The organism is Streptomyces sp. CMB-StM0423 (assembly GCF_002847285.1).
GTDB lineage: Bacteria > Actinomycetota > Actinomycetes > Streptomycetales > Streptomycetaceae > Streptomyces.
The window spans coordinates 2,994,373-3,006,314 of sequence record NZ_CP025407.1 but is presented as its reverse complement, the minus strand read 5'-3'; the positions used below and the strand labels follow the sequence as shown (position 1 = coordinate 3,006,314).

At 72.1% G+C, this 11,942-nt stretch carries 10 protein-coding genes; 1 reads left to right on the top strand and 9 read right to left on the bottom strand.

All coding sequences use genetic code 11. The features are described from left to right. Positions 1–11: 11 nt before the first annotated feature. The 8 genes from CXR04_RS12705 to CXR04_RS12670 all read right to left on the bottom strand — a co-directional run bounded on the left by CXR04_RS12705 (position 12) and on the right by CXR04_RS12670 (position 9,636). Entirely contained in the window at positions 12–911 is a 900-nt protein-coding gene (locus CXR04_RS12705) for a hypothetical protein (RefSeq protein ID WP_324841650.1), read from the bottom strand. 186 nt (positions 912–1,097) lie between these two features. After that, entirely contained in the window at positions 1,098–2,375 is a 1,278-nt protein-coding gene (locus CXR04_RS12700; protein ID WP_101422028.1) for a thymidine phosphorylase, read from the bottom strand. Further along, positions 2,375–2,818: a cytidine deaminase gene (locus tag CXR04_RS12695; RefSeq protein ID WP_101422026.1), complete on the bottom strand. Its 444-nt coding sequence runs from the start codon at positions 2,816–2,818 to the stop codon at positions 2,375–2,377. The genes CXR04_RS12700 and CXR04_RS12695 overlap by 1 nt, the downstream gene beginning before the upstream one ends. Continuing rightward, a complete protein-coding gene (locus CXR04_RS12690) occupies positions 2,815–4,098 on the bottom strand; it encodes an ABC transporter permease (RefSeq protein WP_101422024.1) in 1,284 nt (427 codons plus the stop codon). Before CXR04_RS12690 ends, CXR04_RS12695 begins: the two co-directional genes overlap by 4 nt. 73 nt (positions 4,099–4,171) lie before the next feature. After that, the gene (locus CXR04_RS12685; RefSeq protein ID WP_101422022.1) at positions 4,172–5,275 is read right to left on the bottom strand and encodes an ABC transporter permease; all 1,104 of its coding nucleotides are present in this window, start codon (positions 5,273–5,275) and stop codon (positions 4,172–4,174) included. Continuing rightward, on the bottom strand, positions 5,272–6,936 hold the full coding sequence (locus CXR04_RS12680; protein ID WP_101422020.1) for an ABC transporter ATP-binding protein: 1,665 nt from the start codon (positions 6,934–6,936) through the stop codon (positions 5,272–5,274). Before CXR04_RS12680 ends, CXR04_RS12685 begins: the two co-directional genes overlap by 4 nt. A gap of 179 nt (positions 6,937–7,115) precedes the next feature. Further along, entirely contained in the window at positions 7,116–8,135 is a 1,020-nt protein-coding gene (locus tag CXR04_RS12675) for a BMP family lipoprotein (RefSeq protein WP_101422018.1), read from the bottom strand. A 100-nt stretch (positions 8,136–8,235) separates the two neighbouring features. Continuing rightward, positions 8,236–9,636: an MFS transporter gene (locus CXR04_RS12670; RefSeq protein WP_101422016.1), complete on the bottom strand. Its 1,401-nt coding sequence runs from the start codon at positions 9,634–9,636 to the stop codon at positions 8,236–8,238. Between the two features lie 182 nt (positions 9,637–9,818). Between CXR04_RS12670 and CXR04_RS12665 the strand changes: the two genes are divergently transcribed. Continuing rightward, positions 9,819–10,706, top strand: coding sequence for a LysR family transcriptional regulator (locus tag CXR04_RS12665; RefSeq protein WP_101422014.1), 888 nt, complete (start codon positions 9,819–9,821; stop codon positions 10,704–10,706). 15 nt (positions 10,707–10,721) lie between these two features. Here the strand turns inward: CXR04_RS12665 and CXR04_RS12660 are convergent, their stop codons facing one another. Next, a complete protein-coding gene (locus CXR04_RS12660; RefSeq protein ID WP_101422013.1) occupies positions 10,722–11,462 on the bottom strand; it encodes an alpha/beta hydrolase in 741 nt (246 codons plus the stop codon). Positions 11,463–11,942 lie beyond the last annotated feature (480 nt).

Sequence of the window (11,942 nt, the reverse complement as noted above, 5' to 3'; positions counted from 1 at the left end):
CGGGTACGGCGTCAGTCAGGCTGCGGGTCGGCGAAGACTTCGTCGGCGGTGGCGGCGGTGATGCCACGGTCGAACCAGAGGTCGAGGAGTTCCGGCTCGTCGCAGGCGGTGATGCGCAGGCGGGCGTCGTCGGACAGGGGAATGCCCCGTACCTCCAGCAGCCGGATCAGCTTCTCCGTCCCCTCTGCCACCCGGCCCTGCCTGTGGCCTTCCTCGAGCCCGACCGAACGGCCTTCCTCCCGGCCCCGCTTCCGCCCTTGCGCACGGCCTTCCACCCGGCCTTCTTCGCGGCCTTCGACGCGGCCCTCCTCACGCAGGCCCTCGGCGACGAAGCCGCGGAAGGAAAACAGACCGGTCTCCATCAGGTTCCTCCAGATTCCGGCGGCCGGGGTGCCCCCCAGTCCGCTGGCAGCCAGTTCGGCGCAGATCGTGCGGCTCTCGTCATCGGTCTTGTGCAGGGCTTCTGCCAGGACCTTCAGTATGGCACCCGCATCCGGGTCATTGCTGTGCGTAATGGCTGAGAAGACCGCGAACGGCACGTCTGCCGCCGCCCGTTCGTACTCGGTGATCTTCGGGACGTTGTGCGGCCCCAGCACCAGTGGGGTGAGCGTGAGGTTCGGGTGGGTCGGGTGGCCGATGCGGAAGGGGCGGGAGGCCCAGTGGGCGGTGGCGCGGTCGCGGCAGACGACGAGGAGGATCGGCTGGCAGCCGTATCTGTTGCGGAGGTAGCTGAGGTAGTACGCCCAGCTATCCGGCTTGTCCGGGTCCCGCTTCGTCTGTGCCTCGACCAGCAGCAGGTACGGATCGCCGTCGGGGAACTCCAGCCGTAGCAGCGTGTCCACGTGGCGTTCTACCGGGCGTACCTCCGTGAGGTCGCTGTCGATCGCCGTGACCACCGCCTCGTCCGGCACCGGGAGATCCAGCAACCTGAAGGCGCTCGTGAATAACTCCGGGATCTGCTGGAAGGCCCGGTGGTGCGTCTCGTGTGGGGAGTTGACCATGGGCGTGACGCTAGTCGGGCTTGTCGAATATGCCATAGGCATATCTGTTATTTCACTCACGCGAGTGAGTGACCCCAGGTCTGTTGACGCCCCGGGTCAGTCCAGCCGGTCCAGGATCAGGGGGCTGCGCTCCACCGTCGCTCCCGGAGGGGCCACGTCGTACGCGGACTCCAGGGCCTCCAGGGCGTCCGGGAAGCGGTCCGGGGTGTCCGTGTGCAGGGTCAGCACGGGCTGGCCCGCCGTCACCACCGTGCCCGGCTTCGCGTGGAGTTCCACGCCCGCGCCCGCCTGCACCGGGTCCTCCTTGCGGGCCCGGCCCGCGCCCAGGCGCCAGGCCGCCAGGCCCACCGCATAGGCGTCGAGGCGGGTGAGGACCCCCGTCGCCGGGGCCGTGATCTGGTGGGTCTCGCGGGCGGTGGGCAGCGGGGCCGACGCGTCGCCGCCCTGGGCGGCGATCATGCGGCGCCACACGTCCATCGCCGAGCCGTCCGCCAGCGCCGCCGCCGGGTCCGCGTCCGGCAGGCCCGCCGCCGTCAGCATCTCCCTGGCCAGCGCCAGCGTCAGCTCCACCACGTCCGCGGGACCGCCGCCCGCCAGCACCTCCACCGACTCGCGGACCTCCAGCGCGTTGCCCGCCGTCAGCCCCAGCGGCGTCGACATGTCGGTGAGCAGCGCCACGGTGCGCAGCCCGTGGTCGTTGCCCAGGCCGACCATCGTCGCGGCCAGTTCGCGCGCCCGGTCCAGGTCCTTCATGAACGCGCCCGAGCCGACCTTCACGTCCAGCACCAGCGCGCCCGTGCCCTCGGCGATCTTCTTCGACATGATCGAGGACGCGATGAGCGGGATGGACTCCACCGTCCCGGTCACGTCCCGCAGCGCGTACAGCTTGCGGTCCGCCGGCGCCAGGCCCGTGCCCGGGGCGCAGATCACCGCGCCGACGTCGCGCAGGGTCGCCATCATCTCGTCGTTCGACAGCGAGGCCCGCCAGCCCGGGACGGACTCCAGCTTGTCGAGCGTGCCGCCGGTGTGCCCGAGGCCCCGTCCCGACAACTGCGGCACCGCCGCCCCGCAGGCGGCGACAAGCGGTGCCAGCGGCAGCGTGATCTTGTCGCCGATGCCGCCCGTCGAGTGCTTGTCGGCCGTCGGGCGCGGCAGCGCGGTGAAGTCCATCCGCTCGCCGGAGGCGATCATCGCCGCGGTCCAGCGGGCGATCTCGTCCCGGTCCATGCCGTTGAGCAGTATCGCCATGGCCAGCGCGGACATCTGCTCGTCGGCGACCTCGCCGCGGGTGTACGCCGCCACGACCCAGTCGATCTGCTCGTCGGAGAGCCGTTCGCGGTCGCGCTTGGCGCGGATGACGGAGATGGCGTCCATCAGTTCTGCGATCCTCCGCTCTCGGAGTGCTGGGAACCGTTCATCCTGCTCAGCTCGAACGGACCGAAGGCGTCCGGCAGCAGTTCGGCCAGCGGCCGGATGCCGGCCGGGGTGTCGAGCAGCAGGTCGGGCCCGCCGTGCTCGCTGAGCAACTGGCGGCAGCGGCCGCACGGCAGGATGAGCTGCTCCTCACCGTTGACGCAGGTGAAGTGGGTGAGCCGGCCGCCCCCGCCGGCGTGCAGCGCGGACACCAGGCCGCACTCGGCGCACAGCGTGACACCGTAGGAGGCGTTCTCCACGTTGCAGCCGACCACCGTACGGCCGTCGTCCACGAGCGCCGCGGCGCCCACGGGGTACCGCGAGTACGGGGCGTACGCCCGGGACATCGCGTCCCGCGCCGCGCGCCGCAGCGCCTCCCACCGCTCGTCGTCCTGCGACGTCACGTGCTCTCTCCCTTTCGGTAGCGCTTGCCGATCCACTTCGGCACCCGCAGCCGCTGTGCGAACACCGCCAGCACCACCAGTGTGGTCACGTACGGCGTGGCTTCCACGACCTCGCGCGGCACCGTGTCGGTCGTCGCGTACAGCAGCCCGAGGAGCACCGCCGCGACCCCGGCGGCTATGGCGGCCCGGGCGCTGCCGCGCACGTACTTCCACACCGCGTACGCCGCCAGCAGCACCGCCAGCAGCAGGAACAGCGCGTGCACGGCCTCGCCGCCGCCGCGCAGTTGCAGGCTGTCGGTGAAGCCGAAGAGCCCGGCCGCCATCGCCGTACCGCCCGGGCGCCAGTTGCCGAAGATCATCGACGCCAGGCCGATGTAGCCGCGGCCGCCGGTCTGGCCCTCCAGATAGATGTGGGTGAACGTGACCAGGAACGCCCCGCCGAGCCCGGCGAGCGCGCCGGAGACGGCCAGCGCCGCGTACTTGTACAGGTAGACGTTCACGCCCAGCGACTCCGCGGCCACCGGGTTCTCGCCGCAGGACCGCAGCCGCAGCCCGAACGCCGAGCGCCACAGCACGTAGTACGTGAGCACGAAGAGCGCGGCCGCGATGAGGATCAGGTACGACACGTCGTGGGTGAGCCCGCGCAGGATCCCGGCGGTGTCGGAGAGGAAGAACCAGTGTTTGTCCTCCAGATCCCCGAGCCAGTCGGAGAGTCCTGGGACCGAGAACGTATGCATGTCGTCGACTTGGGGCGACTGCTTGTCCGTGCCGCCCGCCGACAGCGCGTCCCCGTCGGCGAAGAAGATCTTCGCCATGTACTGGGTGGTGCCCAGCGCGAGGATGTTGATCGCGACACCCGACACGATGTGGTCGACGCCGAACGTGACCGTCGCCATCGCGTGCACGAGGCCGCCCAGCGCCCCGCCGATCACCCCGGCCAGTGCGCCCGCCCACGGGCCGTGCTGCCAGCCGATCCAGCCGGCGAAGAACGTGCCGAGGATCATCATGCCTTCGAGGCCGATGTTGATCACACCGGACCGCTCCGCCCACAGCCCGCCGAGGCCGGCCAGGCCGATCGGCACGGCCAGCGCGAGCGCGCCGCCGATCTGCGCGGAGGCGGTGAGGTTGGTGGTGTCGGTGATGGCGCGTACCGCGGACAGCAGCAGCAGTCCGGCGGCGACGAGCAGGAGGACCTGCGGCATGCCGAGCCGCCGCTTGCCGCCGTCCTTCGGCGGGCGCTTCGCGGGCGCGGCGGCGCCCGTCCTGGTCACCGTGCTCATGCGCCAGCCTCGCTTCGCTCGGCGGGCCGTGAGCACAGCGCGCACCTTTGAATGATTCGCTCGCTCCGCTCGTTCATGCGCCCACCTCCGCCTTCTCGGTCTTACGTGCCTGGGCCAGCTCCTCGCCGACGCGGCGCTGCTGGTCCCGCAGCGCCCAGCGGCGGACCACCTCGTAGGCGATGACGACGCAGAGCACGATGATGCCCTTGATGACCTCGACGATCTTCTGGTCGTAGCCCTCGAATTCGAGCTGCGTGCCGGTGCGCTCCAGGAAGGCCCACAGCAGCGCGCCGAGCGCGATGCCGACGGGGTGGTTGCGGCCGAGGAGGGCGATGGCGATGCCGGTGAAGCCGACGCCGAGCGGGAAGTCGGTGCCGTAGTTGTACGACTCGCCGAGCAGCGTCGGCATCCCGACCAGCCCCGCGACGGCACCGGAGAGCACCATGCTCGTGACGATCATGCGCTTGACGTCCACGCCGCTCGCGGCGGCGGCCGTCTCCGACTGGCCGACGCTGCGCAGGTCGAAGCCGAAGCGGGTGCGGTTGAGGACGAACCAGTAGAGGAAGCCGGCGAGCACGGCGAAGACCACGAAGCCGTTGATGTCCCCGACCGAGGTCTCGATCATGAAGATGTGGCTGGAGGACGGGATGTCGGGGGTGTGGGTGAGGTTCCCGTCCTTCTCGCCGAGGCGGCCCGCGGTGAGGTAGTAGCCGATGACGGCGCCGGCGATCGAGTTGAGCATGATCGTCGTGATGACCTCGCTGACGCCGCGGGTGGTGCGCAGCACGCCCGCGATGCCGGCCCAGATCGCGCCGACGCCCATGGCGACCAGGATGATCAGCGGGATCTGGATGATGCCGGGCAGCGACAGCGCGCCGCCGACGGCCGCGGCGAAGAAGGCCGCGATGCGGTACTGGCCGTCGACGCCGATGTTGAAGAGGTTCATCCGGAAGCCGATGGCCACGGCCAGCGCGGAGAGGAAGAACATCGTCGACTTGTTGACGATGTAGATGGCGCTCCGGTCGGTCGTGCCGAACTCGATCATGACCTGGTAGGCCCGGAACGGGTCCTTCCCGGAGATCAGGATGATCAGCGAGGTCAGCACCAGCGCGGCGAAGACCGCGAGCACCGGGGCGCCGACCGCCGTGATCAGCTTGTCCCTGTCGAGCCGTTTCATCGCGTACGGCCTCCGCCCTGCCCGTCGTCGCTGCCGCTCCCGGTGCCCCGCGGGTGCGGCACGGCGTCCCGTACCGCCGTGTCGTCCTCCAGGTGCCCGCTCGCCGCGCCCGTCATCGCACTGCCCAGCTCCTCCGGCGTGATCGCCGCCGGGTCCGCGTCGGCCACCAGCCGCCCGCGGTACATCACCCGCAGCGTGTCCGACAGACCGATCAACTCGTCCAGGTCCGCGGAGATCAGCAGCACCGCGAGCCCCTCGCGGCGGGCCGCGCGGATCTGCTCCCAGATGTCCGCCTGCGCGCCCACGTCCACGCCGCGCGTGGGGTGGGCGGCGATGAGCAGCTTGGGCGAGTGGCTCATCTCCCGGCCGACGATCAGCTTCTGCTGGTTGCCGCCGGAGAGCGAGGCGGCGGTCACGTCGATGCCGGGGGTGCGGACGTCGTACTCCTCGACGATCCGCTTGGTGTCCTTGCGGGCCGCGGCGGCGTCGATGAGCACGCCGCGGCTGTTGGGGGGTTCCGTGGTGTGGCCGAGGATGCGGTTCTCCCACAGCGGGGCCTCCAGCAGCAGGCCGTGCCGCTGGCGGTCCTCGGGGATGTAGCCGATGCCGCCCTCGCGGCGCTTGCGGGTGGCGGCGTGGCTGATGTCCGCGCCGTCCAGCACGATGCTGCCGGTGTCCGGGTGGCGCAGCCCCATGATGGCCTCGACCAGCTCGGACTGGCCGTTGCCCTCCACGCCGGCGATGCCCAGCACCTCGCCCTTGTGGATGGTGAAGGAGATGCGGTCCAGCACCTCGCGCGGTACGCCGTCGGCGTCGACGGCCGACAGGTGCAGGTCGCTGACCCGCAGCATGGGTATGTCCGTGACCGTTGACTCGCGGGTCTCGGGGGTCGGCAGCTCGCTGCCCACCATCAGCTCCGCGAGCTGCTTGGACGTGACGTCCGCGGGCTTCACGGCGGCGACCGTCGTGCCGCGGCGGATGACGGTGATGTCGTCGGCGACGGCGAGGACTTCGCCGAGCTTGTGCGAGATGAACAGCACGGTCAGGCCCTCGGCCTTCAGCCCGCGCAGGTTGTCGAAGAGCGCGTCGACCTCCTGCGGGACGAGGACCGCGGTGGGCTCGTCGAGGATGAGCGTACGGGCGCCGCGGTAGAGGACCTTGAGGATCTCGACCCGCTGCCGGTCGGCGACGCCGAGGTCCTCGACCAGGACGTCGGGGCGGATGCCGAGGCCGTACGCGTCCGACAGCTCCTTGATCTTCGCCCGCGCCCGGTCGCCGATGCCGTGCAGCTTCTCGCTGCCCAGGACGGTGTTCTCCAGCACGGTGAGGTTGTCGGCGAGCATGAAGTGCTGGTGCACCATGCCGATGCCGCGCGCGATGGCGTCGGCGGGGCTGGCGAACGCGACCTCCGTGCCGTCGAGCGTGATGGTGCCCTCGTCCGGCTTCTGCATGCCGTAGAGGATCTTCATCAGGGTCGACTTGCCCGCGCCGTTCTCGCCGACGAGGGCGTGCACGGTGCCGCGGCGCACGGTGATGTCGATGTCGTGGTTGGCGACGACGCCGGGAAAGCGTTTCGTGATGCCGTGGAGTTCGACGGCGGCGGCGCCGGCGGGTGGGTCCGCTGCCGTGGAGCTGCTGCTGGGGGCTGTGATGGCGCACACTCCTCGTCGAGGGCGGTGGATGCGGGGCGGCGGACGTACCGAAGCGCCGTGCGGACGGCGCGAGTTACGTGACGCGAGTTACGCATATCACGCTACGCGCGTAGTCCGGAGGCAGATGCGCGGGGTCCGGTGGACGGCCGACTCGCACCGCCCTCCGGACCCCGTCACACGTACCGTGCTCAGGGAGTGTCGCTGACCTTGATCTCGCCGTCGGCGATCTTCTGCTTGGCCGCGTCGATGTCGGCCTTGATGTCGTCTATGAACCCGCCGGAGGTGGCCAGGCTCACACCGTCGTCCTTGAGCGCGAAGGTCTGGTCGCCGGTGAGCGGCTTCTCGTCCTGGACGCTCTTGATCACGTCGTAGACGGCCACGTCGACGTTCTTGACCACGGACGTCATGATCGCGTCCTTGTAGTCCGCCAGGGCCTTGTCGCGGTGCTGGTCGGAGTCGACGCCTATCGCCCACGCGCCGTCCTGCGCGGCCACGGCCTCGATCGAGCCCGTGCCCGACAGGCCCGCGGCGCTGTAGATGACGTCCGCGTCGGAGTCGAGCATGCCCTCGGCGATGCCCTTGGCGCGCAGCGGGTCCTGGAAGCCCTTGAGGTCGCTCTCGTAGAGGTACTTCACGTCGATCTCGACGTCCGGCTTGGTTTCCTTGACGCCCTGGACGAAGCCGGCCTCGAACTTCTTGATCAGGTTGTTGTGCACGCCGCCTATGAAGCCGACCTTGCCGGTCTTGCTCTTCGTGGCGGCGGCCACGCCCGCCAGGTACGAGCCCTCGTGCTCGGCGAAGGTGACGCCGGCCACGTTCTTCCCCTGGGACGCCTCGTCGATCACGGCGAAGGTGGTGTCGGGGAAGTCCTTGGCGACCTTGTTGACCGACTTGCCGTAGGCGAAGCCGACCCCGATCACCGGGTTGTAGCCGGCCTCGGCGAGGGAGGTGAGCCGCTGCTCGCGGTCGGCCTCGGTCTCACCGTCGCGGGCGGTCAGCTCCTTGCCGCCGAGGTCGAACTCCTTCTTGGCCTTGTCGTACCCGCGGGCCGCCGACTCGTTGAAGGAGGCGTCACTGCGGCCGCCGACGTCGAAGGCGAGACCGACGCCCTTGTCGCTGCTGCCGCTGTCGCTGCTGCACGCAGCACTGGTGAAAGCGAGGGCCGCGGTTGCCACGCCCGCGGCGGCGATCTTGGTTACCCGGCGCAAGAGGACTTCCCCTTCGTCTTGGCGAAGCGCCTCTTTCCGGCGCTGCTTCGGGGGCATCGTAACGCGCGTAGAACAAGCTGAACCTCCGGCAACGAACCCGTTACCGGATCGTCTCCGCGCCGGTGCTTTCGACGGTGCGCGCGAGCCCGGCACGTATCGGCTGACCTGTCGGTTCACGGGGTACGGGGCGGGTTGCGGGGGCCGGTGCGCGCCCGCTTGCGCGGGGCTCCTGCCGGGCCCGCTCGCGCGCTGCCGTGCGGGTCGCCGCGGTGGCCAGCAGGGTGGCGCGAATGGTGATGCCCGTGACGCCGGTGAGGGCCGCGAGACCGAGGACGACGACCCCGCCCCAGCCGACCGCGTGGAAGGCGATCGCGCCGGCGGTGGCGCCCGCGCTGTTCCCGACGTAGTACGCGACCTGGTAGAGCGCCGACGCCTGCGCCTTGCCGGTCTTCGCCGCGTGGCTGACGGACGCGGAGGCGACCGCGTGCCCGGCGAAGAAGCCCGCGGTGAGCAGCACCAGACCGGTCAGCACGGCGGCCAGGGAGTCGCCGATCGTCAGCAGCAGTCCCGCGGCGGTGGTGCCGGCGGCGGCGTACAGGGTGCCGCGGCGGCCGAGGCGGGCGACGAGCCGGCCGGCGGCGGCCGAGGAGCCGGTGCCGACGAGGTAGATGACGAAGACCGAGCCGATGAGGCCCGCGGACAGGCCGAAGGGCTCGCCCGCCAGCCGGTAGCCGATCATCGTGTACACCGAGCCGAAGACGGTCATGAACAGCAGCCCGATCGCGTACAGCCGGCGCATCAGCCCGTCGGACAGATGGCCGCGTACGGTGCGCGCGAGCGCCCGCGGCGCCAGCGGCGCGGCGGTGAAGTGCCGGGCGCGCGGCAGGAGTACGCGGAACGCGACCGCGCAGAGCAGCGAGAGCGCGGCGACGGTGGCCAGCGCCGCGCGCCAGCCCCAGGCATCCGCCGTCCAGCCGGTGAGGATCCGGCCGGCCATGCCGCCGATGCTGTTGCCCGCGACGAAGAGCCCCACGGCGCCGATCACCGCCCGGGCCCGTACCTCGTCGGCGATGAAGGCGATGGCCGACGCCGGGATCCCGGCGATCGCCACGCCCTGGAGCGTACGCAGCGCGATGAGCGCACCGAGGTCGGGCGCGAAGGGCATCGCCAGACCCAGCAGCACGGCCGCCGCCAGCGACCAGGTCATCGTGCGCTGCCGGCCGAACCGCTCGGAGACGGCGCTCAGCGGCAGCACGGCGAGCGCCAGGGCGGCGGTGGTGGCGGAGACGGTCCAACTGGCCGCGCCCGGGCTGACGCCGAGGTCGGCGGAGATGGCGGGCAGCAGGGCCTGGGTGGAGAAGAGGAGGGTGAAGGTGGCGACGCCGGCGGCGAACAGGGCGAGGAGCACGCGGCGGTAGCCGCGCTCGCCGGGGGCGTGCTTGGCGGGCACGTGGGTGGGGGCGCTCACATGGGGCGTAAGCGCCCCGGTATCGGAGGGCATGCGTCGAACGTACGGCGGGCACGCTCATGCGTCCAATGCGGAAAACAGCGATAATCGATGCTGTGGTGAATGAGCAGAGGTCGCGGGGGTCGTTGTCACGGTCCCGTCATCAGGAAGACATCTCGGCCACGGCTGGCCCCGGTGCCGCGGGCGCGCCGGGGGCGCCGGGGGAGTGGGGCGCGGTGCTCGCGCCCCGGCTCGCGCAGTTCGCCGCGGTCGCGCGCGAGGAGCACGTCACGCGCGCCGCCCGCGCGCTCGGCGTCCCGCAGCCGACGCTGAGCCGCGCGATGGTACGGCTCGAAGCGGACCTGGGCGTCGCGCTTTTCGCCCGCCGCGGCCGCACGCTGTCGCTGACGACCGCGGGCCGCGACTTCCTCGCGTACGCGGAGCGCGCGCTGGCGGAGGTGGCCCGCGGCGCCGAGGCCGTACGCGCCGACGCGCACCCCGAGACGGGCAAGGTCGCCTTCGGCTTCCTGCACACGCTCGGCTCGGAGACCGTGCCGGGGCTGCTGCGGGAGTTCCGCAAGGACCACCCGCGGGTGCGCTTCGCACTGGTGCAGAACTACGGCGAGTGGATGCTGCAGCGGCTGCGGGCGGGCGAGCTGGATCTGTGCCTGACCTCGCCGGTGCCGGACGCGCCGGACCTGGAGGCGCGGCGGCTCGACGAGCAGCGGCTGCGGATCGTGGTGCCGGACGACCACCGGCTCGCGGGGCGGCGGCGGATCCGGCTGGTGGAGGTGGCGGAGGACCCGTTCGTGACGCTGGAACCGGGCTACGGGATGCGGCGGATGCTGGAGGAACTGTGCACGGAGGCGGGGTTCGTGCCGCGGATCGCGTTCGAGGGAGAGGAGGCGGAGACGATCCGCGGGCTGGTGGCGGCGGGTCTGGGGGTGGCGCTGCTGCCGCCGCCCGCGGTGCCGCGGCCGGGGGTGGTGGAGGTGGACGTCACGGCGCCGCGGGCGGTGCGGGAGATCGGCGTGGCGTGGGTGGCGGGACAGCAGGAGACGCCGCCGGTGGGGGCGTTCCGGCGGTTCCTGCTGGGACGGCGGGGGCAGTTGCTGGCGGGGTAGGGACTGTCTCGCGGCTTACGCCGGGGCGAAGCCGGCGGCCAGCGGCATGCGCAGGCCGATCGGCGGGGGTGCGGCGAGGGCGTCGGCGAGGGGTCTGCTGTACGGCCGGCCGAAGAGCGAGCCCATGACGAAGTCGGCGCTCAGGGCGAGGACTTCGGGGCGGTGCTGGTGCAGCCCGTGCCCGTCGGAGTGCACCTCGAAGCGGCACACGTCGCGGTTGGCCTTCTTCGCCCGTACCGCCAGCCGGTACGACAGGTCGGGGTCGGTGCGGGCGTCGTCGGTGCCGTGTACGAGGAGCACGGTGCGCCCGCTCAACTGCCGTACGGGCTCGGCGTCCGCCGCCTGCGCGTCCGGCAGCCACGGCGCCAGCGCCAGCACGGAGACGACCGCCTCGTGCCCGGCGGCGCGCAGCGCGGCCCGGCCGCCGACGTCGGTGCCGACCAGCGCCACGGGCACGTCCCCGTACCGCCGTACGACCTCCTCCAGCGCCCACTCCGCATCCTGCGCGGCGTCCGCCGCGGCGCCGTTCCAGCCCCGGTAGCGGTAGTGCACGGTGTGCGCGACGAGCCCGTCACCGCGCCCGGCGCGCCCGAGCCGGCGGGCCAGCGACCACACGGAGGCGGCGGCGAGCCGCGACGGCCGCCGGCTGCTGACGCCCTCCCCGGCGGGCAGCAGCAACGCCACCGCCTGCGCGGAGGCCGCCCCGGTGGCACGTCCGAGCCGGGCGGGGCGGGTCGCGCTGATCTCCTGTGCCATGGCAGCACGATGGCAGATCCGTCCCCCCATGCCCAGTGGTCTGCACCACTCCGACACCCCCTGACAGCCCACCAGTTGCGCGGGTCAGCACGGAGGCGGCACCCCGATCCGGCCGCACCCCCACGAAGCGACGGCAACCACGAGCGTCTCCACCCGGCGCCTCGCCCGGAGTACGCCCACCAGCGTCACACCCCGGGCCCCCGGCGGCGGTTGTGCACAGGTCCCGGTCCGCGAGGCCACGCCCGGGCCGGCCCCGCACGCCGCGCAGCCGCCGGCCGCCGCGCGACCGGCGGTCGCGCCGCCGCCTGGCGCGCTGCCTCCCCCCGCCATCACGCGCTGCCCGCCCGGATTCCGCTCGCCACCACCACGCTCCGGCCCACAGCACACACGTCCCCGCCCCCTCCGCCCCCCGCGCACCCAACACCCCCACACCCCCCACACCCCCCGCCCCTCCCGCGCCGCCGGGCCCCGCTGTCGGCG